Here is a 26,239-nt window from a genome sequence, read left to right as displayed (position 1 = left end):
AACTTGTGCAAGCAGGTGGCCAAGCGTAGACACTGTGGATGGGGACAGGCGTGGCCCTGCCGGGCCGGGATCCGCCCGACGCCGTCGTGCTTCAGCAGAGCGCGCGTACTCGGGTGACTCGAGTGTCCCTGCCGGGTGGCGTCGCCGTCGTCTGCAAGGAGCCACTCGGGCCGGACGCGCAGCGCCGGTTGCGGCACGAGGTTGCGATCCTCGAGCGGCTGCGCGGTGTCGACGGGGTTGCGCAACTGATGGATGCGCCGCGGTACCCGGGATCGATCGTGCTGGCGGACGCCGGTGACACCACCCTTTCCGGGCCGGCCAAGCCACTGGCCATCGATGAGCTGATCCGGCTGGCCGGCAAACTGGCCCAGGCGGTCGCGGGAATGCATCGCCGCGGAGTGCTGCACCGTGACATCACTCCGGCCAACATCGTCGTCTCCGGGGACGGGGACCCGTGCCTGGTGGATTTCGCGCTGGCGACGCCGTTCGCCGAGATCCGTCCCGAGTTCACCCACCACAGCGAGATCGTCGGGTCGCTCGCGTACCTCGCTCCCGAGCAGACCGGGCGCACCGGCCGTTCGGTGGACCAGCGCGCGGACCTGTATGCGTTGGGCGCGACGCTCTACGAGCTGGCCACGGGCGGGCCGCCGTTCGGGTCCGGCGACCCGCTGCGCCTGACCCACGATCACCTGGCACGGGTGCCGGTACCCCCGGCCCAGCTGAACCCGGCGGTGCCCGCTGCGCTGTCCGAGGTCGTGATGCGGCTGTTGGAGAAGGAACCCGACCACCGCTACCAGTCCGCCGAGGGCCTGGCCCACGACCTGCACCAGGTCCGCGACGTCCAGGCGCATCCGGCGGCGGCGTGGGTGCGCATCGGCGAGCACGACGTTCCGCAGCGGCTGCTGCCGCCCTCACGGCTGGTGGGACGTGATGCCGAGGTGGCAGCGCTGGAGGTGGCGTTCGAGGAGGCGCTGGCCGGCCGCTGTCAGGGTGTGCTGGTCGGCGGGGCGCCGGGGGTGGGCAAGACCGCGTTGGTCGATCAGCTGCGGTCGGTGGTGACGGGCCGGGACGGCTGGTTCGTGGCCGGCAAGTTCGACCAGTACCGGCGGGATATCGAGTTCAACGCGGGATATCAGGCGTTCCGGGCGTTGGGTCGGCTGTTGCTGGCCGAGCCGGAGGATGTGCTCGCCGCGATTCGTGAACGGATCGTCGATTCGGTCGGGGCGACCGCGGGTCTGTTGAGCGCGGTGGTGCCGGAGTTCGCGGTGCTGCTGGGGGTGCCGCCGGATGCGGGGGATCCGCTGACCGCGCAGGCGCGCATGCAGCAAGCAGGTGTGCAGGGGCTGCGGGCGGTCGCGTCGCGGGACCGGCCGGTGGTGGTGTTCCTCGATGACTTGCAGTGGGGTGGGCGCACCCCGCTCGGCTTCGTCGATCTCGTGCTGTCGGAGGAACCGGTCGAAGGCCTGTTGCTGGTCGGCGCCTACCGCGACGTCGAGGTGGACGCGGCGCATCCGCTGACCGCGCTGCTGTCCCGGTGGCGCGAGCAGGCCGGCGTGCGCTGGCTGGGGCTGGACAACTTGGCGGTGCCGAGCCTGGTCGCCATGGTGGCGGAGGTGCTGCGCGCGGATCGGGCCACCGTGGCGGGACTGGCCGAGATGCTCAGCGAGCGCACGTCTGGCAACCCGTACGAGACGGTGGAGCTGCTCAACGCGCTGCAGCGGGAGGGCGTGCTGGCGGCGACCGCCGCCGGGTGGCGGTGGGATGACGCGGCGGTGCGGGCTCGGCTGGGCCAGTCCGAGGTGGCCGGACTGCTGGCGGCGCGGGTCGCGGCGATGCCGCCGCCCTCGCGGGCGCTGGTCGAGGCGATGGCGTGCCTGGGCGGGCGAGCCGAGGTGAGTCTGCTGCAGACCGCCACCGCCGCACAGGCGGGCGTGGTGGACCAGCAGCTGGCGCCCGCCCTCGACGAGGGCGTCCTGGTGATCGAGCCGGGACTGCGGGAGGCCGTGCGGTTTCGCCACGACCGCACCCGCGAGGTCATCCTGAGTGGGCTGGACCCGCCTCGGCGCTGCGCCCTGCAGCTGGCGATCGCGCGGCGGTTGGCCGGGCTACCGGAGCTCTTCGCGGTGGCGGCCGAGCAGTACCTGCGGGTGATCGACGCCGTCGTCGATGCGGCGGAGCGCCGGCAGGTGGTGGGGCTGCTGCGCCGCGCCGCCGACCAAGCGGCGTTGATCGGCGAGTACACGCTGGTGAACGCGCTGCTGGTCGCCGCGCTGCGGCTGATCGGCCCGGGGGAGACTGCCACGCTGATCCAGGTGCACACCGGCCGCCACGCCGCCCTGTACAGCCTCGGGCGACTGGACGAGGCGGACGAGGAGTACCACACGATCGAGCGGCTGTGTCCCAGCACCATCCGACGCGCCGACGCGATCGCGGTGCAGGTGCGCAGCCTGACCCACCGCAAACGCTTCACAGAGGCGATCGATCTGGGCCTGAAGTCGCTGCGCGCGTGCGGAATCACCATCCCGGCCGCCGACCAGCTCGCCGCCGATCTCGACCGCCAGTACGAGTACCTGTACCGGTGGCTGGAAACCGACACCGCCGAGGATCTGGTTCGGCCGGAGATCACCGACCCCACGCTGCTCGCTGCGACCCGCCTGCTCGACGCGACCCTGCCGCCGGTCTCTTTCCTCGCCGACCACACCAGGCTCGAGTGGCTGAGCCTGGAAGCCCTGCGGATCTGGCTCGAGCACGGACCCGGACGTACCCTGGTCTGCCCCGCCTGCTTCGCCTCTTACTACACCGTGGTACAGCGCGGCGACAGCGCCGGATATCGGGCGTTGGGGCGGCTCCTGGCGTGGGGCGAAGCCCGCGGCTATGAGCCCGAGACCTCGTACGCGCACTACTACTTCGCCATCCTCAATTGCTGGTTCGAGCCCCTCGAAAACGGTCTCCACGCCATGCTGCGTGCCCGCGAGGGGCTGATCGCAGGTGGCGACCTGGCGTACACCGGCTACACCTATCACTCGATCGAGTACTTCTTGCTCGACTGCCCGCCAACCCTCGACCACCTCGTCGAGCAACTGGAGGCGGGCGTCGCCTTTGCACGGCGCACCGGCAACGAACAGATCGGCCAGGTGCTCGACGGTCACCGATGGCTGGCCGGTGTGCTGCGTGGCGGAAGCTCGGACGCGATCGGTGCGGCGGATCCCACCGACAGGTACGCCGACAATCCGATGGCGCTTTTGTACGCGCATCTCAGCCGGGCGCTCGCCGCCGCCGTCTTCGGCGATCCATCCGGCTTGGCACAGCACACCGCGGCGGCGATGCCGCTACTACCGGCCATCCTGGGCCACTACTCGACCGCCGTGGCCCGCCTGCTGCGTGGGTTGGCCCTGGCCGGGCAAGCCCGCAACACGGCCGGTGACGAGCGCGCCGCTCTGCTGGCCGAGCTGGACGAGACGACGCGGTGGCTGGCTGCACGTGCCGCAGCCGCGCCGGACAACTTCCTGCATCTGCAGCGCTGGCTGGAGGCCGAGCGGGCGTGGGTGGTGGGGGATTACCGGGCCGCCGAGCTGGCGTTCGACGCCGCCCGACGCGAGGTCGCCGGCCGTGCGCGGCCCTGGCACCGGGCGTTGATCACCGAACGCGCAGCCCGCTTCTACCTGGCCCACGGCCTGGACCGCGTCGGTGGTGAGCTGCTCGCCCAGGCCCGCCAGACCTATGCCGCCTGGGGTGCGAGCGCGAAGGTCGACCAACTCGACTGGGCCTACCCCAGACTGCGGCCACACTCCGACGTGACCACTGGGCTGAGCGGAGACCAGCCCGCTCATCTGTCGCAGCAAACAGGCCCGGTCACCACCGGCACCCTGGACCTGCTGGGCATCCTGGCCGCCTCCCAGGCCCTGAGCTCCGAGACCAGCATCGAACGCCTGCGCACCCGCGTCGTCGAGGTCCTCAGCGCGCTGACCGGCGCCACCGGTGTGCAGCTGCTGCTGTGGAACTCCGAACGCGACGACTGGCTGCTCCCCGCTCCCGACAGCGACACCGGCACCACCGAGATCCAAGACATCACTCAGATCGCACGCACCGCCCCGAGCGCCGCCGGGGAACCCATGGTCCCGCTGTCTGTGCTGCGCTATGTCCAACGCCTCGGCGAATCGGTGCTGGTCGCCGACGCCACCGAGGACGACCGCTTCGCCCGTGACCCCTACTTCTCCGACCTCGACCGCTGCGCCCTACTGGCCGTGCCCATCCTCAGCCGCGGCAGCCTGCGGGCGGTGTTGCTGCTGGAGAACCGGCTCATCCGCGCCGCGTTCACTGCCGAGCGGCTCGACGCGGTCAGCCTCATCGCCGGGCAACTGGCTGTGTCGCTGGACAACGCGCAGCTCTACGCCGAGCTGACCACCTCACGCGCCCGCGTCGTCACCACCGCCGACCAGACCCGCCGGCGCATCGAGCGCGATCTTCACGACGGCGCGCAACAACGGCTGGTCTCCCTCGCTCTCCACGCCCGCACGGCACAAGCATCAGCACATCTCGACGCCACTGAGCTCCGAGCTCAGCTGGACAATCTCGCCACCGAAGCGATCACCGCACTCGACGAACTGCGCGAGCTCGCCCGCGGCATTCACCCGGCCGTCCTCGCCGACGGCGGGCTGCACTCCGCGCTCAAAGCCCTGGCCCGCCGCTCGTCGGTCCCGGTCGAGCTGGACGTGACCATGCCGCGGCGGCTACCCGAGCAATTCGAGATCGCCGCCTACTACCTGGTCGCCGAAGCCTTGACCAACACCGCCAAACACGCGCACGCCACCATGATCGGCGTCACGGTCGACACCACCGACCAGGAGACCGGCGACGTCCTGCGCGTCTGCATCCGCGACGACGGCCGCGGCGGGGCCGACCTCACCCGCGGCACCGGCCTCGTCGGACTCAAAGACCGGGCCGAAGCACTCGGCGGCCGACTGGTGGTGCACAGCGCCCCCGGCGCAGGCACCACCCTGCATGCCGAACTCCCATTGTCACACGCCCACGGCGCCGAGCGGGCAGTCGCCCTTCGACGTGCGCCCGACCCAGCTGGGAATGCAGACGCGCAGCATTGATGACGCGCCTCGTGGTCATCGGCCGCTGTCGGCGTCGAGCCCGCGGTTGGCGCGCTGGGCGGCGACAGAAACCATGCGCACCAGGTGAAAACTGTCGCCCACACGACGACCAAACCGCGACGTCGCTGACGTCGCATGATGACATGGCGTGTCTCGTCGCAAATGCTCACTCGAGGATGCGCTCGAGCTCGCCGTTGGCTCGCCGCTCACGGCGACCTCGGACATCGGTGAAGGAGAAGGCGATCTCGAAGTACCTCGGATCCAGCCCGAGCGGTAGTGGAAGTGTCCGCGCTGCTCAACGACTCGGTCCGTACGAACTCGAAAGGCGGAGCAGCATTGGCTGCTGCCCCGCCCCTCAAGATCACTACGCGTTCAGGACGTCATCGCGAAAGCGCCACGCGCGGTCGAGGATGCATGCGCCTGGTGACGCCATCGGCTCTTGTGCCAGGAGTCGCGTCACGTTCTCCTCTGTGAACGGGACGCCTTCGGACACGGATGTCGCCTCAGCTGCCGTGATTGGGACTCCCTCGGCGTTGACCTGCACGGAGTCGCCAAACAAGTCATCGAACACGTCGTCGTCCATCACGAGTACTCCGAGAGCCCGTGAAGCTTCCACAGCAAGATGTCGCGGGCGGCCTGCAGATACCTGCGAAGATCCGCCTTCGGCTCCGACCCAGTCATGCCTGGCAGCCTCTCACCCACCACTCACAGTCTGGGAGCTACGGTCTGCGGTTTCGTCGAGTTCGGCGGCGAGTCGCCTTTTGTACGGGCTGAGTGCCTGGAGGAGTGCGTGCGCGTTTCCGCCGCGGCCGCCCAAGGCATCGCGACGGATGTGCATCATCAGCTTGTAGGTGAGCTGTCGGGACGGCTCGTCGATGGGGCGGATGGGGGTGTGGTCCCGGTAGAGCACCGGTGTTACGGCCTGCTCAGGTGAGTCGGACCGTGCCCATGACCGCATGGCCGGGGATGCCGGCGGTGGCGGACTTGCCGGGACGCGGCACCCCGGCGATCCACAGCTGCCCGGTCGTGGTCGTCGCGAGGCCGAACGCGACGGTCACGTTCCGCATTCGGAAGCCGACCGTGCGGCCGTCGTGCAGGACGGCCCGGCCCTGGAGACGGACGAGACCACGGCCGTTGATCGAGACCGGCCGGTCGAGCACCACGGCCAGCTCGGTCCAGGTGTCGGCCGCGAGTGGAGCGCGCAGCCGAAACACGCGGACCACCACAATCAGCGCTAGAACACCGACGAACGCCGCGATGAACACTGCCCCGCTTCTGGCCGTTTGAAGGGCCCGATCCTCCGGCAGGTTCGCCGACGCCCAGCCCGCGAGGACGGCGACGACGCCGTATACCGCTGCCGGGTACCAACACAGGCGTGCGACGTAGCGCCGATAGGCCGTGAGCACCGGATCGAGCCGCGGCGAGGTCGGCTCCCGGGAGCCGACCGGCAGTACCAGCGCACCGGGCAGCGGGCCGTCGGTGATCCGCGCCGCCCCGAGAACGCCGGACCCCGGCAACGTGACCATCGCCCGCTCACCCACCCGCAGCAGCCACAGCCGGCGCTCGCCGGCCAGCTGCACCCGCAGCGGTGCAGGCATCCTGGACCGTAGCCACCGGCCGTCGGGCAGGCGGACGCCGACTTCGCGACCCGCGAGGACCACCCCGTCCGGCGCGCAGTCGACTGGTTCGAACCGGGCCCCGAGGAACGGCACCGCCCGGCGGAGTGTGGTGAGAATGGCGATGGCCGCGACCAGGGCGACGCCGAAGAACACGACGAGGAAGAGTGGCGCGGCGACACCCTTACCGGCGAAGAACAGGGCTATCCCGCCGATCACGAACGGCAGCGGGAAAAACAGGCTCGCAGCCGCGCGGCGGCGCGCGCTCGTGTGGAGCTCACCGAACACCGGTAGCGCACCGGCCGGCACGGCGGGGTCGGGCTCCCAGAGCCGGACGCGATCGGATTCCGGACGAACGGTCATTTCTCTCCCTACGTGCGCACAAGGTCACCCGATCTTCGCTACCCGGGCGAGCGGCGTTACGTCACACCACGTCCCCAGCGCACGGAAGCCAGGTTAGACAGCTCGGCGCCGTGGCCGGTCACCTGTCGGCGTGCGCTCGAGCCGTCTGCGGACGCAGACACGCAGCGGTGAATGGCAAACCGGCGCTGCCCGGCGGGTTTGGGACACCCTGGCGGGCATGAAGGGTCTCCCGGCCGATGACATCTTGATCTTCCGTGACCTGCGCCTGTCTGAACTGTCTCACGGCGATGTCACCACGATCAGTCTCAGGTGTCATGTCACTTCCTCAACCGTGGTGCTGACCTGTCGGCTCCGCTCAGCACAACCGTTTAGCACTTTTCGGGGAGGTAGGTCGGTTGCCAACCCCGGTTGGTTCGCAACGGACACCGCGGCGCCGGGTGGCCCGCCGGCGCTGAGCCGGGGCCCGTCGGTCGTCGCTGGGCTATCAGGGTGATCGGGAGCCTCGGCATCTCGCCTGCGCCGGACAATGACGGTGAGCGTCGGTACGGTCTCTCCGGGTGAGCGGTGATGAGGGCAGGGAAACCTGGAGGAAGTTCGTCCGGGGCGGCTACGGGTTCTGGCCGTGGCAGACCGCAGGCGTGTGGGGCAACCCGCGGTTCGGGCGCGGTGACAAAGTAGGTCTTCTGTCTTACGTGTCGACCCTTCGCAGTGTGCTGGGGTTGCTGACGCTGGTCGTTGTCGGCATTTACACCGGTACCCGGTCGGCGGGCCAGGTATTGACGGATGAGGGCTGGGCAAAGACCGCGGTGAACGTGACGATCGCGGTGGGGCTTGTCCCGCTGGGGATGATCGTGACGTTCGCGGCGACCAGGCGGGGGTTTCATCGTGACTTCGGCTGGCGCCGCTGGCTGGCGCCGCTGTGGCGGATCGTGATCATGGCGGTTACGACGTACGCGTTGATGATGCCGATCATCTTGGAGAACATGGGCGTCTTGCCAGGGCTGTGGGGGCTTCTCGCAGTCGCGCTGGAGATGGAGATCATCGGCATAGTTTTTGTTGCGAGGTCCACCGACAACGCCGCACTCATCATCTTCGGAGGAGTCTTCCTCGGGTGGCTCGTCGGTCTCGCGTGGATGATCCTCTACATATTGTTTGTGGCGTACTGGGCGAGCCGGACCAGCTGCTGGGCGGGTGAGTTCCACCGATTGCTGGCACCCACGGTGTCGGCGATCCTGGTCGTGGCCACCACCATCGTCGCGCTCGTCGGCCACGACACCCAGGGTGTGTCGATGGGGCTGTGGCTGTTCCTGACGCTGGGCGGGATGATCACCACCCTTGCACTGGCCATCGCCGAACACGAGACACTGCGCCGGCACGGGTACCGCTGGAGGTACGGACCGGTGCCGATACCGCTGGCGCCGCTCGGGCAGCCCACGGCTGAACCCGGAAGCCCGATCCCGGCGCCCGGCCCTGCGCCCCGATCACGACCCTGATTCGATGCGCACGTGCGCCAGATGGACGACCACGCCGACGCCCTCCACCGCCATAACCGCGGCCGCTGAGCACGTCCAGACCACCAAGGAGACGACATGATGAACCTGGTCGAAGGTGCGTGGGCGCTGTTCCTGCCCGGGTGGGACGAGCTGAGCATCTGGGCTACGACTCGGGCACCCGCAGCTTCTTCGCGCGGCTGACGCGCAACGGCAACAGCGACGACGACGGCCCCGACGTCTGGATCACCCCGGGACCGCGGTTCCCGCCGGTCACCAGCACCGCGCAGCTGCAGGCCGTCATCGCCCAAGCCACCGGCGCCGGCGCCACTGACGTCGCGGCGGCGATGAATCACGCCGTCGACGCTCAGGGCGCACCCGCCCACTACCGCCTGCCGGTCTGAGGAGATCGCCGTGGCACAACCGTCCGCTTGGTCGCAGTCCGGCCGCCCCTGCTACCGCACTGGTTCGGCCCCGTCGTTCCTGTGGACCGAGAAGCAGCTGCGCGACCACGGGCTGCGGCCCGCCACCGGCGCCGCCGACGCGTTCGTCGAGTCCCAGCACGGGCCCGCCGCGCTCTACCTGATCACCGCCTGCGAGCTCGACGACCCGCACGCGTGGCCACCGATCCGTCCTGCCGAGGGCGGGCCCGGCTCGAACACCCCGACCTGGCGGGTATGACCGCACCGAGCGCCGGCGGGACGACCGCTCCGTCGCCGGGCCGGCGCCCCACCGCGGCGGTCGGCTACACCAGGAGGACGGGCTTGCCGGCCGCGGCCGCACGGAAGACTGAGCTCGATGTCGGAGAGGGGACTACGTGGCGAAGCCGCCTTTGACGGTGCAGAATGCCGCGATCACCACCGCGAGCGTCGAGATCAAGACGCTGACGGTGTCCGGGAAGCAGGTCACGCTCGCGGTGTTCCGGCAGCTGCTGGAGCGACCGCTGGTGCTCGAGGACGGCACCCTGGCCGGCCAGCCCTGGGGCGTCGTCAACTACCACCCCGACAAGTGCGCGGACTCGCCCGAGCACTGGCACGTGGTGTGGCAGGAGGGCTGTGATCTGCGCCGGAGCCGGGTGCAGGTCACCACGAAGTTCGGCGAATTCCGGGCGGACGAGGCCGACCGTTTCATCGCGTCCTGTGCCCACGACGTGCTCGTTTCAGGCACCACCAACTACTTCAGCGGCACATTGCCCCTGGAGCAGTTGGCGTACGGACAAGAGCTACAGGCCGCCACCGACCACGACTTCCCGACGATCATGTCGATGTCGAAGGCGGGGCGCGCAGCCATACAGGCCTCCGTCAGTCTCGAATCCACGAAGGCACGACTCGGCAGCATCTCGGCCAGTGGTTGGGGCGCAAGCCAGGTCGACGAAGCGGAGGAGCGCTTCACCAAGGCCTTGACCGTCTTCACCGACGAGGTCCAAGCCTTTGGCGCGACCACCGGCGACCTCTACGCGCGCTACACCTCGGCGGCGGATGAGGAGAAGCAGCGTCGGGACCGGCACACCGCCGTGCGCAAGGACCTGGCTCAGCTTCCGCAGTTGTTCATCGCCGTGTGACCGAATCACCGGGCCCCTGAGGATTGAGCCGGCGGTGGGCTCGTGTCCGATGGTGCTAGCCCCGTTTCCGCTCCGCAAAGAGGTAGCCGACAACTGCGGCCAGGGCGCCGATCACCGGACCGACGGCCACCTGCAAGATCGACTTTCCGTGCGTCAAGCCAGCTTGACGATCCACTCGTTTGGCGGCGCTGCGGTCACCGAGGCAACCCGGCGTTTCAGCGTGGCCGATCCTGTTCCGTCACGGTCGCGGCGAGGCGCCGTACGCGGTGCCCGCCCGGGTCGTCGGCGCGCGTGCAGCGGACTGAACAAACGCGGGGGAAGGTCGTTCGGTTGCCTCCGGCCCCGGTGTTCTCCATCGCAGGATTTTCCCTGGTGGAGCCGCATTTCTGCGCCGTACGCTCAGGAAATGGAGCTGGGGATGGCGAACGAAGAAGGCGACAGGCCCGAGCGGGCCGCCGACGACGGTGAACCACTGCTACCCGCCACAAAGCGGGCCGGCGGGCGCGCAACCGCCTGCGGGCGCACGAGCCGGCCCGGGGGGAGCGGGCGCGCCGCGGACCGACGGAGTCCGCGATGGGGGACAGGGCGCTGTCCCTGCGGTTCTGGCGGGCCGCGATCGCCGGGGCGTTGTGGTTCCTGGTCGTGCCGGGGGCGCCGGTCGGGATCTCGCGGCTGTGCGACGCGTCGGACGCGTTGCTGGAGAACGGTTTCACCGCGTCCGGCGAGATCCTCGTCGTGGACATGCCGCGGCGCGGGACGCCCGGCCGTCATCGTGTCCTACCTCGCGGGGGACGTGTACGACGAGCAGAAGATCAACCGCGACTCCGGCGCCGCGTGGGTGGCTGGTGACGGCCGCAGCCCGGCCGCGTACGCAGCCGGGGTGCGCGTCCCGCGCGGTTCGAAGTGGACCACTCGGTGACGCGGCGACCGGTCGGCAAACGCTCGCGGCGCGAGTTCGTGTTCCCGGCGGACCGCAGCGCGCCCGAAGACGGGGAGCCCTGGCTTCCGCCCGGCGACGACGCCCGCCCGGACGGCCGTTTCCGCGTGCTGTCCTGGCTGGCCCGTCGTGCGGGCTGGGCCGTGGCCGGTGTGGTCGCGGCTGCCGGCGTGCTGGCCGCCGGAATCGTTCTGCTCGGGATCGAAGAAGACGCGGCAGCCCGGGCGCACGCGGACGACCTCACGGTGTACGGCGTTGTGGTGGGGCTCGCCGACCGGCACTTCGAGGTGTCCTACCCGGGCTCGGACGGTCCGCACGTAGTCGGCTTTCCCTACCGCAAGACCGAACACCTCGGCATCGGCGACCGGATCGAGGTGACCTACGACCAGACCGAGCCCGCTGCCGCGCGCCGGGCCGACGACTCCGTCCTGGACCCGCTCGGAGGCGCGATCGCCTACGGCCTGATGTTCGGCGGACTCGGCGGCGGGTCGGTCGCCGCCTGGTTCGCCGTGATCTGGTGGCGCCGCCGCCGGGCGGTGCTCAATACGGGCTGGCGCGCGGCCACGCTCGACTTCGGTGAACCCGGCGTCACCCACTCCACGTACACCGACGGCAGTCACCTGCGGCTGAGGCCGGCCCGCGGGCTGTCCGACCGGTACGCGCGGCTCGGCGCCCGCCGGCGCGGCGGGTTCCTGGCGGGCGAGGGAAACCGGATGGTCCTGCTGGTGCCCGGGCTCGACCCGGTCGACGTGCAGGCCGTGAGCACCCGGTGGGTCTAGCCGAGGCCGAGGTTGTCGGTCAGGTAGCGCTGCAGGGTGGGCGCGACGGCCGTCACGAGGGTCTCGACGGCGGTGGACGCCATTGGTTCGAACCGCGCGATGTAGCGGATCACGCCGAGTCCGACCAGCTGTGAGGCACACAGCGTGGTGCGAAGGGCGCCGCGGTCACATGGGCAAGCCCGTCGTCGCAGACCCTGTCGCCGCGGCTGGCGCTCGCACCGGCAAGACCACCGCGATCACTTAGCTCGGCCGCGCCCACGAGCTCGCCGTCGCACTGCGCCATCCCGAACCGGGGCACCGGTTCCCGGTCGTCTACATCACCGTGGCCCCGGAGGCGACGCCGCGGATGGTGGCGGCGGAGTTCGCGCGGTTCCTCGGCCTGCCGTTCACCGCGCGGCACAACCTGGCCGACATCACCAACGCGGTGTGCGCGGTGCTGTGCGACGTCGGCTGCGAGCTGGTGCTCGTCGACGAGATCCACAACCTCAACCTCGCAACCCGCGCCGGCGCCGAGGTCTCGGACCAGCTCAAGTACTTCTCCGAGCGGATCCCCGCCACGTTCGTCTACGCCGGCATCGACGTCGAGCGCGCGAACCTGTTCGCCGGCACCCGCAGAACGAACACCGCCGTCGTGCAGCAGGGCAGCCGAACACCCACGACGCCTTCCACCGGCACTCAAAGCCCGCCGGGTGCCAGCTGCCGTCAGGGTTCCTTGGAGTCACCCGATTCGAACCGGGAGACTCCAAGGAACGGTTCGGCGGGAACGGCTTCCGCTAGTTGACGTACGGATCCCAGGACTGCGCGGCGCCCAACCCGCAACCGCTCAGGGTGACGTGATGGATATTCCCGGGCTGTTCGGTGAGGCAAGTCCCGGTGACGTTGTTCTGCAACCGGTAGTAGCCCGATGCCACCGCCACCATCCGCCACAGGGCCGCCGGGTCGGACGCGAGGCAGTCCCGCATCACCGGTTGGCCCGAGCGGGCGACAAGGCAGAGCCTCGTGCTCTCCTGCCGCATCGCGGTGGGCGCCGTTCCCAGGGTGGCGAGCCACGCCTGGTATGTCCCGCGGTTGCACGTTGTGGCGTAAGGCCCGTAATCGGACCGATAGTCCAGGCATTCCCCGGTTCCGTCGTTCTCCCAGCTCACGTAGACCGCGGCGTGGGCCGGGATGGTGCCCAGTCCGAGCGTCAGCACCGCCGCCGAGCCCACCACCGCCAACTTCCTCCAGAACGAGCGCATTTGCCCGGTCCCTCCCCTTCGCCGATCGGAAACACGTCCGGGCACCCAGCCTGCCGTGTCGGCCACCACCGACTGTCCCGCCAACCAGGCGAATATCGCCCACGACCGGGGGATCACGCAGCCGCGCCGCGCTCGGCAAGGGCCCCCGCCGAGCGATACTGCAGGTGAACTACGTGCTGCGGCTCGAGGCACCGGACACGTCTTACCAATTGACCAAACTCAGGAGCAGTCGGTGGACGTCGGCTACTCGGTGCCCACGGGCACGTTCCGCTGCGCGTGGCCCTGCTGCTGGCCGCGGTGGCGGGCATCCTCCTCACCGCGCTGGCGGGCAGCGCGCGGATCATGCAGTTGCGCGCGACCGCCCACAAGCACCGCCGGGCCCACCACAGGGCTGTGAAGGCCAAGGACTCGTCGAAGGCCCGGCGGTAGCCCGGACTACCGGGAGCCCGCCACAGGGTGTGGCTTGTAGAAGGACTCCTCCAGGTAGGCGGCCTCGTGCGGCTGGTAGGGCTCCTCCAAGTAGGCGGCCTCGTCTTCGTCGAGTTCGACGTCCACCGCGGCGACCGCGTCGGCCAGCTGGGCCGGCTTGGTGACCCCGACGATGGGCGAGGTCACCGCCGGGTTGCGCATGACCCAGGCCAGGGCGACCTGGGCTGGGGACAGACCCCGCTTGCCCGCGATTTCGTGGACGCGCTCGGCCACTGCCTGGTTTTCGTCGCGGTAGAGGATCTTGCCGCCCTCGTCGGTCTCGGCACGCGCCGTGGCGGTGTCCCGGGCCCGCGTCAGCCTGCCCCGCGCCAGCGGGCTCCACGGGATCACGCCGATGCCCTGGTCGGCGCAGAGCGGGAGCATCTCCCGCTCTGCTTCTCGGTGGATGAGGTTGTAGTGGTCCTGCATCGACACGAACCGGGTCCAGCCGTTCAGGTCAGCCAGGTACAGGGCCTTGGCGAACTTCCAGGCGTGCATGGAAGAGGCTCCGATGTAGCGGACCTTCCCGGACTTGACCGCGTCGTGCAGCGCCTCGAGGGTTTCCTCGATCGGGGTGTCGTAGTCCCAGCGGTGGATCTGGTACAGGTCGATGTAGTCGGTCCCCAGTCGCTTCAGGGAGGCGTCGAGCTCGGCGAAGATCGCCTTGCGGGACAGCCCGGCGCCGTTCGGGCCGGGGCGCATCCGCATCCAGACCTTGGTGGAGAGAACGACCTCCTCGCGCCGGGTGAAGTCCTTGACCGCCTGGCCGACGATCTCCTCGCTGCTTCCGGCGCTGTACCCATTGGCCGTGTCGAGGAAGTTGACGCCGCCCTCGAGGGCCTGCTTGATGATGTCCCGGCTGGCGTCCGCGCCCAGCGACCAGGGCTCGCCGCCCCGGTCCGGCTCGCCGAAGCTCATGCAGCCGAGGGTGATGGCGGAGACTTCCAGTCCGGTCGTTCCGAGTTTGATGTATCGCATGCTTCCGAACCTAGGAGCTGGAGTGCGCTCTAACGCAATACGCTTCGGTCCGGAATTCGGACGCGTGGGGCATGTGCGCCCTGTCAGGTTTCGACCGTTTCGGCCAGACGTACCAGAGAACCCAGTGGTAGCGAGTACAAACTGTCAATTCTCGGCCGAGCGCGTGGGGCACTACTCACCCCCCGACGGCAATCCGCCCTCGCGGGTCGGTCGCCACGACCGATCATCGCTCGATCACTAAGAGATTCCGCTGGTCCGGGCGGTGGTATCGCGGCGCTCGCGACGGCGCCCCTACCCGCGGCATCTCTTAGTAAGTGCTGCAGCCAGCAGCGCCAGCGCAGCCAAGTCCATGCGGTGTCGAGCACGCAGGAGCTGGCTCGATCATCCCTTCAAGATGGTTGGTTCCGTCGTGCAATCACGTAGCGTATCCAAGCCAAGATCGCGCCTACGGTGACGAAGACGGCAAGATACTGGGCTGCGTCGAACCCAGTTCGGGCTGACGATGAACAAGATCCACAGCACGACAGCGATGAGTGTTTGGACAGTGTGTAATACAAGATCGGGCCTGGTTCTTCGATTTTTCGCGTCACTCACGGAACGGTCCTCTCTGCTAGCCGCCTCCGACGTGCTGGCGTCCGGTGGCGCTGATCAGGCCGACGTGGCCGTCACTGGTGCGGTGTCGAGGCCTTGCCCAGGTGCCGGTAGATGGTGGGACGGGTGACGCCGAACTCCGCGGCGATCTGGGCGACCGTTTAACGACGCTTGCCGTCATCGCCGCGTTCGTCGTACATCTGCCGGGCCAGCTGCACCTGACGGGACCCGAGCTTCGGCTTCTGCCCGCCGGTGCGACCGCGTGCACGGGCAGCGGCCAGGCCGTCCATCGTCCGCTCGGACATCAGGGCGTGCTCGAACTCCGCGATCGAGCCGAGGATCTGGAAGAACATGCGCCCGACCGCGGTGGAGGTGTCGATGCCCTGGTCGAGCACCACCAGGTCCACACCTTTCGCCTGCAGCTGCTTGGACAGTCGGCCCGTAGTGGAAATAAAGTAAATTGGCAGTACTAAGTATTATTTCGACCCGCATACTGGCGAGTTTTGGATACTGTAGCAGAGGGGATAGTCACATATTTTCGAGCCGATCAGGCCTGCTTCAATAGGAAACCTGGGATATTGGTGCCATGACGGTCGATCAGATTGAAAGATTCCCTTGTCCGTGCTGTGGACAGCAAGTCCATGAGGGTTTGCACGGATCGTCGATGATCTGTCCGATTTGCCGTTCGGGGGACGACCTTGTTCAGCTCCGATGGCCAATGTTGCGCAGTGGGGCGAATAACGTCTCGCTCATTGAGGCCCAAAGTAATTATCGGCGGATGGGGGCAAGTGAACATCGACGGAGGGGAAGGGTGCTTCCAGCCAGCGCTCGGGAATTGCCCGATGACGGCTGGCGGCCCATTTACCTACGAATTGATAATTTCGAAGATGAGGATAGTCAGGTGACTCCTTGGCCTGATGATCGGCGCGTTCTTTATTGGTGGAGGCCTATGTTTTTGGCGACGATTTTTGTAATCGCGCAGACAACGCTGATCGCAAGTTGACGGCCACCGACGGGACCGCGACCAGGTCGGGTGGTGCCGCGATCGGCGTTGTCTGGCGCAACGCCTCAACCTCCTACGGTGTGGCCAAAGCGGCGCTGGGCCGCATGGACCGCCGGGCTGTCGTCGGCCGTCGGCCCCAGGGGGTTGACGGCCAACCTGATTGCGCCCGGCTACATCGCCGAGACCGACTTCTTCCGGGGAAATCTCAGCGAGCGACGGCGGACTGCACTGATCGACGCCACCCACAACGGACGAGCAGGACACCCGGGCGACATCGCCGAGACCACCTACTTCCTGGCCTCCGACGGCGCCCGCCACATCACCGGGCAGACACTGCACGTGAACGGCGGAGCCCACACCACCCGATGAGGTGTCGATGTGGGGGAATCCCGTTCGACGCACGGGCATGACCGAGCCGATCGCGACTCCTAATTTCGACCAATGCGGTCATGCGGAGCTGCCGTGGAGCCGTCCAGGTAACGTCCTCACCAGTGGCTCGACAACGGCCGTCATGACGTTCTTCGGTGCGAGTGCTGCGAGGGGTCCGCGGGGGTGGGCTGGGACCCGATGCCGTGCCGGTTGAGCAGGGTTGGTGAGGTTGTGTCTGCCGGTGGGTTGCCCGGGGATTCCGGCGGCAAACAGCCAGCGAGGCATGTTCGGCCCTTCGGCGCCCATCCGCGGTGCTGGTGGTGCTGCGGCCCGCCGCGTCGAGGGTCTGTTGATGGCGTGGGTCATCGTTTTTGCATATAGCACAGTACTGCAAGCACCCGGCGGTCGCCGTTGCCCGGTGTCAGGTCGAGCTTGGCGAAGATGGCATTGATGTGCTTGGCGACCGCGCTTTCGGTGACGACCAGTGTTTCGGCGATGTCGGCGTTGGCGCGACCTTCGGCCATGAGCGCAAGTACTTCCCGCTCGCGCCGGGTGAGCCGGTCGAGTGGGTCACTGGTGTGGCGCAGCAGCAGCTGCGCTACGACTTCAGGGTCCAGGGCTGTGCCGCCGGCGGCGACCCGGCGTAGCGCGTCGACGAACTCGGCGACGTCAGCCACCCGGTCTTTCAGCAGGTAGCCGACCTTGCTGGTATTGGCCGACAAAAGGTCGGCGGCGTAACGCTCCTCAACGTATTGGGACAGCATCAAGACCGCCACCGCGGGCCATTGACGTCGGATCACCAGTGCCGCCTTGATGCCTTCGTCGGTGTGGGTGGGTGGCATCCGCACATCGACGATCGCCGCGTCGGGCTGGTGTTCGGCCACGGCCGTCAGCAGCGTTTCCGCGACCCCGACGGTGGCGACGACCTCGATCCCGGCCAGGCCGAGCAGCCGGGCGAGGCCGGCTTGCAGCAAGACCGAGTCCTCGGCGATCACGACACGCACGGCAGCTCCGCGCTCACGACGGTCGGTCCACCGGCCGGACTGCTGACCGAAAGTGTGCCGTCAACCGAGTACACCCGGTGTGCCAGTCCGGTCAGTCCGGTCCCGTTGGACGGGTCGGCTCCACCGATGCCGTCGTCGGTCACGGCCACCGTCAGCACGTCGCCGTGCCGTCGCACCTCAACCTCGGCCCGGGAGGCCTCGGCGTGCTTGGCGACGTTGGCCAGCGCCTCCGTGACCATAAAGTAGGCGACCGCCTCGACGGTCGGGGACGCCCGATCGGGCAGGTCCACGCGCAGGCGGACTGGAACCGGAGCCCGCGCGGCGATGCCGGACAACGCGGCGTCCAGGCCGCGGTCGTCCAGGATGGCGGGATGCAGGCCGCGGACGAGGATGCGTAACTCGGCGAGGGCTTCCTTGGCCTGCTCGTGCGCGTCGACGATCACCTGTTTCGCCTCATCGGGCAGGTCAGGCAGGCCGGCCCGGGCCAGGCCGAGGTTCATAGCCAGCGACACCAGCCGTTGCTGAGCACCGTCGTGCAGATCGCGCTCGATGCGGCGGCGCTCGGCATCGGCGGCGTCCACGACACCCGCGCGGCTTTCGGTCAAATCTGCCAGCCGGCGTTGCCATCGGTTCGGGCCCAGCAGCGCGTCCGCGGCCGAGGCGTCCAGCTGGGCGATGACGCCGGCCGTGCGTGATCCGGCCACCAGCACCGGCCGTATCACGCCGAGCGCGGTTGGTCGGGCGTCAGAGGTGGTGCGCAGCAGGCCGTTGATCGGGAATATCAGCAGGTACGCGACGGCCCCGGCGAGGATGACACCGGTCGTCCATACGACTGCCGCCAGCAGTGCATACGCGGTCAGGGCAGGCCCACCAGGGCGTGATAGCCGAGCTGTCGCCCGGTCGCCGTGGAGCCGCGCCAAGTCCATCTCCTCGCGGTGACCGGCGGGATGTCCACGCCGAGCCAGGCGCGCAGCCGATTCCCCTGAACCGCAGTCAGCACCGGGGACGAGGCCAACAGCACGACAACCGTGAAGATCACGCCACCCAAGACGACGTCTCTGGCGAACTTCACATCCGTCTGGTGCAAGCCGAACCAGAGCACGGAAGTGATCCCCAGGGTGATCAGCTGCACTGACACCCCGGCCGCGACGAACCCGACAGCCGGGGATACACCGCCCCCGGTCCACCCGTGAGGTGACGTATCCATGATCCAACGGTAATCGAGACGGAACCGGCGTCACCATCCTGCACCCACCTGGATCGGTGCGGTAGCAGGCACCACCACGAAGCCGGAACCCCGGGCTACTGATCTTGGCCGGATCCGGCGGCAAGGTTCCACCGCAGAGCTGGCCGACACCGGTGTCGGGCAGCATCACCACGACATTCGGCGGAGGAAACTCATGACCGTTCAGACGATGCCCTCTGGCCGCCATGCACGGCGACGTTGCCGGGTGTCCGGACGCGACCACGAAACACGTGGGTGCCCAGGGTGCTCAGCGCGGTGGCGACGGGCATGGTGCCGTGGGTGTTCGTGCTGGGCCGCACCCTGCCTGAGACCGCCCAGGTGCGGCACTGGCCGGCCCTGTGGATCGGCCTCGACCTGGCCATGGCGCTCGGCTGCGCGACCACCGCGCGGTTGTACCGCCGGGGCGACGGCCGCGCCCGCCTGTCGGCATCGGCCGTCGCGGCACTCATAGGGATGGACGCCTGGTTCGACGTCCTCACCGCCCGGCCCGGCACCGAACTCACCCAGGCCCTCATCTGCGCCGTTCCGGAACTGGCCCTGGCCGGAATGTGCACCTGGCTTGCCCTTCGCACTACCGAAAGCCTGTCATGAAAACGAGAACATCCACGGCTGCTCCGGCAGTCGCTTACGATGCCCCTATAAGCATTCCGGGAACGGTAGAGGCGGTTGTCGGCGGCGACCAAGCCAATCAGCCGGTCCGGTCCATTCGCTGCAGTAGGGCTATGTCCTTCCCTCGATCGGTGTCCGATTCGTGACCCCGAACCCGTCGGCACCGAGGACAAGAAGACCGCCCACGCCCAGGGCCTGTGGCACCGCACCTTCTCCGCGCTCGCGATCAACCCCGCCACCCAGCGTGTATTCCTCCAGAAGAAGGCTCCGGGCCGATACAGCTTCGATCGGCCTGACTATGCCGACATGTTGGGCCTGCCTGTTGCTTACGGTGACCTGCACCCGATCGGGTTGCGGCAGACCGCCGTGACTCTCGCCCCCGACTACATCGAGCGCGAGTTCCAGCACTGGCACCTGATCCCGCTCAACGTGGCGTTGGAAGACGTCCCGCTCGCCGACGCCGAGGTATCCGGCCTCGTGGACGTCGCTTTGGACGACGCGATCAGGCTTGCCGACGGCGACACCGACACTGTGCCCGCACGTTACGCCACCCGAACCGACACCGGCCTCGAGTACAGCGAGGCCACCCTGACCACCGCCGACCTCATTCCCAACTACCTCAAACTCGATCAGCTCTACCTGCGGCTGTTCGTCGCCGCGCGCCGGTTCTGCGGCGGCGAACGCACGCACCTGTTCTGGTAAACCGGGGATTCAGGCAGCCACGCCGGCTGTGCGATCACCGTCTCTTGGGCCAACCTGGCCGCCGCGCGGCGGAACAACGAGACCACGAAGGCCTTGTTTCGTCTGCGAGTGATCGAGAGCTTGCCGATAGTTTGGGCCCATAGGATGATGCACGAGTACTGTGAGTGTTCGAGGGGGCCGTTTCAGTGGTGGATGGGCCGGGGTTCCCTGTCGATGTCGACAAAGTAGCTGATGCTGGAAGCGGGATCAGCCGCAGTGTCACGGATCATCAGGGGTTCCAGCTCCGCAGCCTGTGTGGTGACTCAGAGTTGTATGGACATCAGGGTGTGCACGATTCGCTGATGGACTTCTGCGTGCGGTGGTACGCAGCGGCCGACTCCTTGCAGGCCGCCAGCGGGGCGCTCAATGACCACGCCAGCACGCTGCGGTGGGCGCAAGCTCAGGCAGCCGAGGCCATCTCGCTGCGGCACGCAGTGCGAGACCTTCACCTCTCATCCGAGATTGTTGCCGTCTATGAGGTGTTTGAGCGGGTGGCGGACGGATCGGCTGAGAAGGGTGTGCGCAAGCGAGGTGCACGAAAAGGTTGCGGCCGCGCGGAAGCGGAGCTGAGGTTGGCTCCGGGGCTCGCATTCGACTACCGCCGTGATGCCGTTCATTTCGTGAGGCGCAGGGGCGTGTTCCGCAAAACATCGACATATCCCTGCGCCAGCGGCGAGAACGTCATCCTCGCGTACACCGACAACGGACGGCGAAAGGGCTTCCGCAGTCGCATCACGGGGGCTCTCAACTCCGGCGGCACGACGTTGTCGGGAATGATCATGGGGCCCAGGCCGGCAGCGGCCAGGCGTACCCCGGCGGAGATCTGGGTCGTGTGGAGGACTCCTCGGGGCACGAACCCGGCAGCCCTGCAGAGTCCTTCGACGATGTCCGACAGCCCGTTTTGACGATCGAACAGCACCCAGCTGCGATCCGCCAGCATCTCGAGATCAATCACACCGCCGTGCTCGGCGACAGGGTCGTGCGGCGGGAGGACCACCACGAACTCCTCGGCGCCCAACGGGACCACCGGCCCCTCCCACCCGACAGGCGTCGGACCCACGGCGAGATCGGCCACGCCGTTGGCGACGTCCTTGGCCAAACGGTCGGCGTGGGTGTATTCGAACAGTCGGATGGTCGCACCCGGGGCACGCTTGTTCCACTCTGCGACTGAGGCCGGCAGTACGCCGGCGGCCACGGAAAGTACCGTGGCGATCTCGAGGTCTCCGCTGCCCGTGTCGGTCGCCACAGCCGCACGCTTCGCCTGGCGGGCCGCAGTGACCGCCCGCCTGGCGTCCGGCAGGAACGCGCGGCCGGCCGGAGTCAGGCAGGCCAGCCTTGGCAGTCGTTCGACGAGTACCGCCCCGATCTCACGCTCGAGCTGCTTGATCTGTTGCGACAAGCCGGGTTGCGAGACGTTCAGCGACTCGGCGGCCCGGGAGAACGATCCCGTCTCCGCTACCGCGATGAGGTACTCCATCTGCCTGAGGGTCACTCGTCCGAAGATAACAGATGATTATGGATTCAGTCGAAGACTGTGATTGGACTTATCGATCGGTCCTCCGCAAACTGGTCGTGACACCTGAAGCAGTCACCTCTGGAGAGACTTGAAAGCCATATGCCACCACTGAGAACATCGCCCAACGAGCTTGCCGGGACACTCGTCTCGGCCGAATTCGCAGGCTGGAGTCCCGAGCTCCGCGCAGAGTTCGCTCGAAACGAGATGAACGGCAGAGTCGGCACCACGTTGTTGAGCCAAAGCGACCGCGTCCGGGTTTGGATGATCACGGTCGGCCCCGGGGAGCGGGTGCCGGCGCATCGGCACGTCCTCGACTACTTCTGGACGGCGCTGGCACCCGGCGTGAGTGTCCAGCACACGTCCGACGGGACCACCCGACGCGTGTCGTACGAGCGCGGCACGACAAAGCACTTCACGTTTCGTCGCGGCGAGTACCTCCTGCACGATCTCGAAAACGCCGGCACGGACAACCTCACCTTCGTCACCGTCGAATTTCTCGACAGCGCCAACGCACCCTTTCCGCTGACCGACACCTCTGAGGAAGAATCATGAAAGTTCTCGTCACCGGAGCCAACGGGTACCTCGGCCTCGCCATCGCCGCGGCGCTCGACAGGCATGGCCACGAAGTGCACGGGATGGCTCGCACCGAAGCCGGCCGCCGGACCGTAGCCGCCGCCGGGATCTTCGCCGTCGCCGGAGATCTTGACTCCCCGGAAGAACTCCAGCAGCTCGCCGTCGGCTACGACGCGGTGGTCGAGACCGCTAACGCCGATCACTCGGCCTCGGCCCACGCCCTGGTGGCGGCGCTCTCCGGAACCGACAAAACCCTCATCCGCACGTCCGGAACGGGTGTCTACAGTGACCTCGCCGGTGGGAACCCCAGCGCGGTCGTGCACACTGAAGACGCACCTTTCGAGCCCCTCGAACCGATCCGGCCGCGGTACGAGCTTGATGACCTCGTACTCAACGCCACTGGCCTTCGCGGCATCGTGATCCGGCCCTCGTTGGTCTACGGGTACGGCGGGAGCCAGCAGCTGCCCGTGATGCTGCGCGCTGCGCTCCGACACGGATTCAGTGGATTCCTTGGCGCCGGGCTCAACGTGTACGGCAACGTGTATCTCGAAGATCAAGCTGAGGTCTACGCGCTCGCCCTGGAACTGGCCGAAGCCGGTTCTGCGTACAACGTGGCAGCCGATGAGATGCCCTTCGTGCAGATCGCGTCCCTGATCGGATCGCTCGCCGATGTTCCGACGCGGCCCTTCGCTGACGACGCGGAAGCCGCCAAGGTGTGGGGTTCGTGGGTGCACGGTCTCGGGTCGAACACCCGCGTGGACTCCGCCAAGGCCGTCGCTGAGCTCGGCTGGTTGCCGGTTGGCCCTTCGCTGGAACAAGAACTCACGAGCGGCTCGTACAAGAAGATCTGGGGCGACGCGCCGCTGATCATCGAGAGCACCGCCACCTCGGCGGCTCGCTGACCGCCGATCTCTTTGACTGCTCGACTACCAACCTCACCAAGGAACGAAGAATGAGCACGCAATCACTCACCGTCGGAGCTCTTTCCGGTCGCACCGCCGTGATCTACGGTGGCAGTGCCGGGATCGGGTTCGCAACGGCACGGCTTTTCATCGCCGAAGGCGCACAGGTCTACCTCACCGGCCGCCGCGAGGCCGAGCTCGATGCCGCCGCCGACGACCTGGGGACGAGCGCCCACGCGGTGCCGGGAGATCTCGCCTCCGCGGAAGATCGCACTCGCTTGTACGACCGAATCCGCGCAGACGGCCATCGCATAGATGTGCTGTTCCTCAACGCCGGCGTCGGAGCCTGGGGCACGGTCGAAAACACAACCCCAGCCGACTTCGACCACGTCATGTCGATCAACCTCAAGGGCTCGCTTTTCGCCCTGCAGGAGGCTGTTCCTCTGCTGAACGAGCGCGCGTCGGTCATCATTACCGGATCCATCGCCGCGCAGAAGGCCAATCCTCAGCTCCTCGTCTACTCCGTTTCCAAGGCAGCTCTCCGATCGGTGGTCCGCAACGCGGCAGTCACCCTGGCCGACCGGGGCATCCGGGTCAACATGCTCACCCCCGGAACGACCGACACCGACATCATCGCGCCCTTCGATCCGTATTTCCGGGAACAGCTCAAGGCCGGGATCCTCGCCGGTCGGTTCGGCACGCCTCGAGAACTCGCCGAAGGGGCGCTGTTCCTGGCGTCTGACCGATCGAGCTTCATGACCGGGGCCGAACTGGTCATGGACGGCGGTGTGCAGCTCTGAACGCCGCTCGCGCTCTATGAAACGCACTCGCTACGAGCCTGCCAGTCGATGAAGACCTTTCCGGTCCGCTGGGCTTTGGCCATCACGGAGGTGAGGGCGTCGGGTGTCTCGTCGGCGAGGTGTTGCGCGAACTGTTTGGCGTAGGTGGCCGGTGCGCTGGCGTGGTTGGTCGTGATTTCGCAGTACAGCTGCAGATCCCTTCGAGTCACTGGTCTTCGGCGTCGGGGTGAGCCCGTCGGCGGTGAGGACCGCGAGGAGGCGCCCGGCCACACGGGCGCACTCCACCACGGCGGCACCGGGCCCGGGTCGAGGTCGAACACCAGCCGGTCCGGGTGGCGCCGCGTCGGGCCGGGGCCGATGGTCCACTGTGGCACGTGCAGCGCCAGCGCCGCCAGGTTCGCCGCCCGCACCAGGCTCGGCAGGTCCCCGATCAGCGGGTACGTGATCGTCCCCGGTCCCTTGCCGCTGCGGGAGCCGGAGGCAGTGCCGCGGTCTGGACCCAGTCCGGGCGCCGCAGGGAAGCTTCTTCTCGAAGAATGCCTGAGTGCGGGTGCCCTCCGGTTATCGGACGAATATGACCGGCCGGCCCTCGAGATGGGGAGCATGACCGGTGCGATGCAGGTGTAACAGTGGATGGTTTCCCCTTTGGTAAAGCCATCCGGGTGCAGCCCTCGCCCGTGGGTGGTTGCGCCTGCGGATTCGGGCACGGTTCGGCAGCTTGGTTGGCTACGTAGTCCGCGACACCGTCGTAGTCGAGGCTGAGCGCGAACCGTCACAACAGCGCTTCGCGGCGGCGTTCAGGCCATTCGTCAGGGCTGTGTGTTCGCAGTCGTCTACGTGCGCTCGCTCACTCGGTGGGCACAGAACGCATGTGGTGCAATGCCACGCTGGCCATCTGTCTTGACCACTGCGTGCGAGGCCTGCCACAGGATGCCCTCGCCGTGGTCGTCCTCGGCCGCCCGGCGGTGGTGGACGAAGGCGACCTGGATCGGCGCGACGAACTTTGTCACGGCCTCCTCCAGAGAGCCCGCGCGGTCAGCGCGCAAGTACTCGCTCACAAGACCCGTGTAGTAGGGCAACGCCGTATCCCAGTCCAGTAGTTGGCTTTCGTCAGGGGCTCGGTGGTCATGCCGTTTTCTTCCTCCGGCTAGTGTCCTGCGTCGGAAATCCTATGACTAAGTCTAGTGTGGGTGGATGGCGCGTAGTGGTCGGCCGGTGGCCGAGGTGGTGTTGACCGCTGAGGAGCGGGAGACGTTGTTGCGGTGGTCGCGGCGGGCAAAGTCGGCCCAGGCGTTGGCGGTGCGGTGTCGGATTGTGCTGGCGTGCGCGGAAGGCCTGTCCCATATGGAGATCGCTGCCAGGTTGGGTGTTCATCGGACGATGGTGGGCAAGTGGCGGTCTCGGTTCGTGGCTGACCGGCTTAACGGGCTGTTGGATGAGCAGCGCCCGGGCCGGCCGCCGTTGATCACCGTCGATCAGGTCGAAGAGGTGATCGTGGCGACGTTGGAGCAGACCCCGCGCAACGCCACGCGTTGGTCACGAGCGTCAATGGCGGAGAAGTCCGGGTTGAGCAAGTCGACTGTCGGGCGGATCTGGCGCGATTTTGGGCTGAAGCCGCATCGGGCGGAGACGTTCAAGCTCTCCACGGATCCGTTGTTCGTGGAGAAGGTCGTCGATGTCGTTGGCCTGTATCACAACCCGCCGGAGCGGGCGGTGGTGTTGTGTGTGGACGAGAAAAGCCAGATCCAGGCGTTGGACCGATCCCAGCCGGTGTTGCCGATGATGCCCGGCATCCCTGAGCGCCGTTCCCACGACTATGTGCGGCACGGCATCACCAGTCTGTTCGCCGCGTTCAACATCGCCGACGGCACCGTGATTGGCGAGCTGCACCGCCAGCACCGGGCCAGCGAGTTCAAGAAGTTCCTGGTCACGATCGATAAGACGGTGCCTGCGGGGTTGGACGTGCACCTGGTCTGCGACAACTACGGCACCCACAAGACCCCGGAGATCCGCGCGTGGCTGGCCAAGCACCCGCGGTTCCACATGCACTTCACCCCGACCGGCTCCTCCTGGATCAACCAGGTCGAACGCTGGTTCGGCTTCCTCGCCGACCAGCAGATCCGACGCGGTGTCCACAAGAGCGTCCAGGCGCTGGAGAAAGACATACGTTCCTGGATCGCCGACTGGAACACCCACCCCAGGCCATTCCTCTGGACCAAGACCGCCGAAGAGATCCTCGACTCACTCACACGGTTTTGTCGGGGTCTATCCCGTGATCGGTGTTTCCGGCGGGTCGGTCAGTAGGTTTCGGCTCCCGGCCAGCGGTCACCGAACGTGATGGCGAACGCGTTGATCA

General features: G+C 67.8%; 27 protein-coding genes and 4 pseudogenes. 18 read left to right on the top strand and 13 right to left on the bottom strand.

The annotated features are described in order from the left end of the window. The first annotated feature begins 38 nt into the window (after positions 1-38). Positions 39-5,099: an AAA family ATPase gene (locus AB0H62_RS48990; protein WP_360592782.1), complete on the top strand. Its 5,061-nt coding sequence runs from the start codon at positions 39-41 to the stop codon at positions 5,097-5,099. A gap of 364 nt (positions 5,100-5,463) precedes the next feature. Here the strand turns inward: AB0H62_RS48990 and AB0H62_RS48985 are convergent, their stop codons facing one another. Further along, positions 5,464-5,682 carry a hypothetical protein gene (locus AB0H62_RS48985; protein WP_220240316.1) on the bottom strand — a complete coding sequence of 73 codons (219 nt, stop codon included), beginning with the start codon at positions 5,680-5,682 and terminating at the stop codon, positions 5,464-5,466. A gap of 343 nt (positions 5,683-6,025) precedes the next feature. Continuing rightward, the gene (locus AB0H62_RS48980) at positions 6,026-7,078 is read right to left on the bottom strand and encodes a hypothetical protein (RefSeq protein ID WP_360592781.1); all 1,053 of its coding nucleotides are present in this window, start codon (positions 7,076-7,078) and stop codon (positions 6,026-6,028) included. A 557-nt stretch (positions 7,079-7,635) separates the two neighbouring features. Here AB0H62_RS48980 and AB0H62_RS48975 point away from each other — a divergent pair. The 6 genes from AB0H62_RS48975 (at position 7,636) to AB0H62_RS48950 (ending at position 11,845) form a co-directional block, all read left to right on the top strand. Further along, complete coding sequence (locus AB0H62_RS48975) at positions 7,636-8,571, top strand: hypothetical protein (RefSeq protein WP_360592780.1); 936 nt, start codon at positions 7,636-7,638, stop codon at positions 8,569-8,571. Between the two features lie 140 nt (positions 8,572-8,711). After that, complete coding sequence (locus AB0H62_RS48970) at positions 8,712-8,972, top strand: hypothetical protein (protein WP_360592779.1); 261 nt, start codon at positions 8,712-8,714, stop codon at positions 8,970-8,972. Positions 8,973-8,982: 10 nt separating this feature from the next. Continuing rightward, positions 8,983-9,249 (top strand): hypothetical protein, encoded by a 267-nt coding sequence (locus AB0H62_RS48965; RefSeq protein WP_220240320.1) that lies wholly within the window; start codon positions 8,983-8,985, stop codon positions 9,247-9,249. Between the two features lie 136 nt (positions 9,250-9,385). Further along, on the top strand, positions 9,386-10,129 hold the full coding sequence (locus AB0H62_RS48960) for a hypothetical protein (RefSeq protein ID WP_360592778.1): 744 nt from the start codon (positions 9,386-9,388) through the stop codon (positions 10,127-10,129). Positions 10,130-10,702: 573 nt separating this feature from the next. After that, on the top strand, positions 10,703-10,978 hold the full coding sequence (locus tag AB0H62_RS48955) for a hypothetical protein (protein ID WP_220240322.1): 276 nt from the start codon (positions 10,703-10,705) through the stop codon (positions 10,976-10,978). Positions 10,979-11,044: 66 nt separating this feature from the next. Further along, complete coding sequence (locus AB0H62_RS48950) at positions 11,045-11,845, top strand: hypothetical protein (protein ID WP_360592777.1); 801 nt, start codon at positions 11,045-11,047, stop codon at positions 11,843-11,845. Here the strand turns inward: AB0H62_RS48950 and AB0H62_RS48945 are convergent. Then, a pseudogene (locus AB0H62_RS48945) lies at positions 11,842-12,012 on the bottom strand (TetR/AcrR family transcriptional regulator); the annotation flags it as partial. The gene AB0H62_RS48950 and the pseudogene AB0H62_RS48945 overlap by 4 nt on opposite strands. 107 nt (positions 12,013-12,119) lie before the next feature. On the opposite strand from AB0H62_RS48945, the gene AB0H62_RS48940 reads away from it, so the two are divergent. Continuing rightward, positions 12,120-12,626, top strand: a complete 507-nt coding sequence (locus AB0H62_RS48940) for a TniB family NTP-binding protein (protein ID WP_360592806.1) — start codon at positions 12,120-12,122, stop codon at positions 12,624-12,626. On the opposite strand, the gene AB0H62_RS48935 is transcribed toward AB0H62_RS48940, so the two are convergent. Further along, positions 12,619-13,083: a ricin-type beta-trefoil lectin domain protein gene (locus AB0H62_RS48935; protein ID WP_220240325.1), complete on the bottom strand. Its 465-nt coding sequence runs from the start codon at positions 13,081-13,083 to the stop codon at positions 12,619-12,621. The genes AB0H62_RS48940 and AB0H62_RS48935 overlap by 8 nt on opposite strands. Before the next feature lie 255 nt (positions 13,084-13,338). Between AB0H62_RS48935 and AB0H62_RS48930 the strand changes: the two are divergent. Beyond that, a pseudogene (locus AB0H62_RS48930) lies at positions 13,339-13,512 on the top strand (hypothetical protein); the annotation flags it as partial. A 6-nt stretch (positions 13,513-13,518) separates the two neighbouring features. Here AB0H62_RS48930 and AB0H62_RS48925 read toward each other — a convergent pair. The 3 genes and pseudogenes from AB0H62_RS48925 to AB0H62_RS48915 form a co-directional block, all read right to left on the bottom strand. Further along, positions 13,519-14,529, bottom strand: a complete 1,011-nt coding sequence (locus AB0H62_RS48925) for an aldo/keto reductase (protein ID WP_360592776.1) — start codon at positions 14,527-14,529, stop codon at positions 13,519-13,521. Positions 14,530-15,194: 665 nt separating this feature from the next. After that, a pseudogene (locus AB0H62_RS48920) lies at positions 15,195-15,278 on the bottom strand (hypothetical protein); the annotation flags it as partial. Positions 15,279-15,281: 3 nt separating this feature from the next. Further along, on the bottom strand, positions 15,282-15,554 hold the full coding sequence (locus AB0H62_RS48915; RefSeq protein WP_360592805.1) for a recombinase family protein: 273 nt from the start codon (positions 15,552-15,554) through the stop codon (positions 15,282-15,284). 152 nt (positions 15,555-15,706) lie between these two features. Between AB0H62_RS48915 and AB0H62_RS48910 the strand changes: the two genes are divergently transcribed. Together AB0H62_RS48910 and AB0H62_RS48905 are read left to right on the top strand one after the other, a co-directional pair. After that, the gene (locus AB0H62_RS48910) at positions 15,707-16,123 is read left to right on the top strand and encodes a CPCC family cysteine-rich protein (RefSeq protein ID WP_360592775.1); all 417 of its coding nucleotides are present in this window, start codon (positions 15,707-15,709) and stop codon (positions 16,121-16,123) included. A gap of 144 nt (positions 16,124-16,267) precedes the next feature. After that, positions 16,268-16,492, top strand: a complete 225-nt coding sequence (locus AB0H62_RS48905; protein WP_360592774.1) for an SDR family oxidoreductase — start codon at positions 16,268-16,270, stop codon at positions 16,490-16,492. Positions 16,493-16,854: 362 nt separating this feature from the next. On the opposite strand, the gene AB0H62_RS48900 is transcribed toward AB0H62_RS48905, so the two are convergent. Genes AB0H62_RS48900 through AB0H62_RS48890 form a run of 3 tightly spaced genes read right to left on the bottom strand, consistent with a single transcriptional unit; the run spans position 16,855 to position 18,628 of the window. After that, the gene (locus AB0H62_RS48900) at positions 16,855-17,496 is read right to left on the bottom strand and encodes a response regulator transcription factor (protein WP_360592773.1); all 642 of its coding nucleotides are present in this window, start codon (positions 17,494-17,496) and stop codon (positions 16,855-16,857) included. After that, positions 17,484-18,416 (bottom strand): sensor histidine kinase, encoded by a 933-nt coding sequence (locus AB0H62_RS48895; RefSeq protein ID WP_360592772.1) that lies wholly within the window; start codon positions 18,414-18,416, stop codon positions 17,484-17,486. The genes AB0H62_RS48900 and AB0H62_RS48895 overlap by 13 nt, the downstream gene beginning before the upstream one ends. Then, positions 18,353-18,628: a hypothetical protein gene (locus AB0H62_RS48890; protein WP_360592771.1), complete on the bottom strand. Its 276-nt coding sequence runs from the start codon at positions 18,626-18,628 to the stop codon at positions 18,353-18,355. Before AB0H62_RS48890 ends, AB0H62_RS48895 begins: the two co-directional genes overlap by 64 nt. Positions 18,629-18,985: 357 nt before the next feature. Here AB0H62_RS48890 and AB0H62_RS48885 point away from each other — a divergent pair, with 357 nt between their 5' ends. The 3 genes and pseudogenes from AB0H62_RS48885 to AB0H62_RS48875 form a co-directional block, all read left to right on the top strand. Further along, positions 18,986-19,333: a hypothetical protein gene (locus tag AB0H62_RS48885; RefSeq protein WP_360592770.1), complete on the top strand. Its 348-nt coding sequence runs from the start codon at positions 18,986-18,988 to the stop codon at positions 19,331-19,333. A 324-nt stretch (positions 19,334-19,657) separates the two neighbouring features. Further along, complete coding sequence (locus tag AB0H62_RS48880) at positions 19,658-20,053, top strand: hypothetical protein (protein WP_360592769.1); 396 nt, start codon at positions 19,658-19,660, stop codon at positions 20,051-20,053. Between the two features lie 341 nt (positions 20,054-20,394). Beyond that, positions 20,395-20,505: pseudogene (locus AB0H62_RS48875) on the top strand (hypothetical protein); the annotation flags it as partial. Positions 20,506-20,705: 200 nt separating this feature from the next. On the opposite strand, the gene AB0H62_RS48870 reads toward AB0H62_RS48875, so the two are convergent. Continuing rightward, the gene (locus AB0H62_RS48870) at positions 20,706-21,569 is read right to left on the bottom strand and encodes a LysR family transcriptional regulator (RefSeq protein WP_360592768.1); all 864 of its coding nucleotides are present in this window, start codon (positions 21,567-21,569) and stop codon (positions 20,706-20,708) included. A 243-nt stretch (positions 21,570-21,812) separates the two neighbouring features. Between AB0H62_RS48870 and AB0H62_RS48865 the strand changes: the two genes are divergently transcribed. The 3 genes from AB0H62_RS48865 to AB0H62_RS48855 are packed head-to-tail and all read left to right on the top strand — an operon-like array spanning position 21,813 to position 23,883. Next, positions 21,813-22,160 carry a hypothetical protein gene (locus AB0H62_RS48865; protein WP_360592767.1) on the top strand — a complete coding sequence of 116 codons (348 nt, stop codon included), beginning with the start codon at positions 21,813-21,815 and terminating at the stop codon, positions 22,158-22,160. Next, the gene (locus tag AB0H62_RS48860; RefSeq protein WP_360592766.1) at positions 22,157-23,083 is read left to right on the top strand and encodes an NAD-dependent epimerase/dehydratase family protein; all 927 of its coding nucleotides are present in this window, start codon (positions 22,157-22,159) and stop codon (positions 23,081-23,083) included. The genes AB0H62_RS48865 and AB0H62_RS48860 overlap by 4 nt, the downstream gene beginning before the upstream one ends. 50 nt (positions 23,084-23,133) lie before the next feature. Beyond that, the gene (locus AB0H62_RS48855; RefSeq protein WP_360592765.1) at positions 23,134-23,883 is read left to right on the top strand and encodes an SDR family oxidoreductase; all 750 of its coding nucleotides are present in this window, start codon (positions 23,134-23,136) and stop codon (positions 23,881-23,883) included. A 14-nt stretch (positions 23,884-23,897) separates the two neighbouring features. Here the strand turns inward: AB0H62_RS48855 and AB0H62_RS48850 are convergent, their stop codons facing one another. Together AB0H62_RS48850 and AB0H62_RS48845 are read right to left on the bottom strand one after the other, a co-directional pair. Next, on the bottom strand, positions 23,898-24,488 hold the full coding sequence (locus AB0H62_RS48850; protein ID WP_360592804.1) for a hypothetical protein: 591 nt from the start codon (positions 24,486-24,488) through the stop codon (positions 23,898-23,900). Between the two features lie 228 nt (positions 24,489-24,716). Then, positions 24,717-24,893 carry a hypothetical protein gene (locus tag AB0H62_RS48845; protein WP_360592764.1) on the bottom strand — a complete coding sequence of 59 codons (177 nt, stop codon included), beginning with the start codon at positions 24,891-24,893 and terminating at the stop codon, positions 24,717-24,719. A 184-nt stretch (positions 24,894-25,077) separates the two neighbouring features. Here AB0H62_RS48845 and AB0H62_RS48840 point away from each other — a divergent pair, with 184 nt between their 5' ends. Continuing rightward, positions 25,078-26,187 carry an IS630 family transposase gene (locus tag AB0H62_RS48840; protein WP_360592763.1) on the top strand — a complete coding sequence of 370 codons (1,110 nt, stop codon included), beginning with the start codon at positions 25,078-25,080 and terminating at the stop codon, positions 26,185-26,187. Positions 26,188-26,239: the final 52 nt, after the last annotated feature.

This window comes from Amycolatopsis sp. NPDC050768 (genome assembly GCF_040654155.1).
In the GTDB taxonomy this organism is placed as follows: Bacteria; Actinomycetota; Actinomycetes; order Mycobacteriales; family Pseudonocardiaceae; genus Amycolatopsis.
Note: the sequence above shows the minus strand (reverse complement) of the source record. Positions and strands in the feature narration are given on the sequence as shown.

What these genes read in the sequence shown, in the direction of transcription:
- AB0H62_RS48855 (WP_360592765.1), top strand. Translation starts at nt 23,134, where the DNA reads ATGAGCACGCAATCACTCACCGTCGGAGCTCTTTCCGGTCGCACCGCC.
- AB0H62_RS48850 (WP_360592804.1), bottom strand. Translation starts at nt 24,488, where the DNA reads ATGCTCCCCATCTCGAGGGCCGGCCGGTCATATTCGTCCGATAACCGG.
- AB0H62_RS48925 (WP_360592776.1), bottom strand. Translation starts at nt 14,529, where the DNA reads ATGCGATACATCAAACTCGGAACGACCGGACTGGAAGTCTCCGCCATC.
- AB0H62_RS48990 (WP_360592782.1), top strand. Translation starts at nt 39, where the DNA reads ATGGGGACAGGCGTGGCCCTGCCGGGCCGGGATCCGCCCGACGCCGTC.
- AB0H62_RS48980 (WP_360592781.1), bottom strand. Translation starts at nt 7,078, where the DNA reads ATGACCGTTCGTCCGGAATCCGATCGCGTCCGGCTCTGGGAGCCCGAC.
- AB0H62_RS48955 (WP_220240322.1), top strand. Translation starts at nt 10,703, where the DNA reads ATGGGGGACAGGGCGCTGTCCCTGCGGTTCTGGCGGGCCGCGATCGCC.
- AB0H62_RS48865 (WP_360592767.1), top strand. Translation starts at nt 21,813, where the DNA reads ATGAACGGCAGAGTCGGCACCACGTTGTTGAGCCAAAGCGACCGCGTC.
- AB0H62_RS48860 (WP_360592766.1), top strand. Translation starts at nt 22,157, where the DNA reads ATGAAAGTTCTCGTCACCGGAGCCAACGGGTACCTCGGCCTCGCCATC.
- AB0H62_RS48910 (WP_360592775.1), top strand. Translation starts at nt 15,707, where the DNA reads ATGACGGTCGATCAGATTGAAAGATTCCCTTGTCCGTGCTGTGGACAG.
- AB0H62_RS48880 (WP_360592769.1), top strand. Translation starts at nt 19,658, where the DNA reads ATGTTGGGCCTGCCTGTTGCTTACGGTGACCTGCACCCGATCGGGTTG.
- AB0H62_RS48870 (WP_360592768.1), bottom strand. Translation starts at nt 21,569, where the DNA reads ATGGAGTACCTCATCGCGGTAGCGGAGACGGGATCGTTCTCCCGGGCC.
- AB0H62_RS48985 (WP_220240316.1), bottom strand. Translation starts at nt 5,682, where the DNA reads ATGGACGACGACGTGTTCGATGACTTGTTTGGCGACTCCGTGCAGGTC.
- AB0H62_RS48935 (WP_220240325.1), bottom strand. Translation starts at nt 13,083, where the DNA reads ATGCGCTCGTTCTGGAGGAAGTTGGCGGTGGTGGGCTCGGCGGCGGTG.
- AB0H62_RS48840 (WP_360592763.1), top strand. Translation starts at nt 25,078, where the DNA reads ATGGCGCGTAGTGGTCGGCCGGTGGCCGAGGTGGTGTTGACCGCTGAG.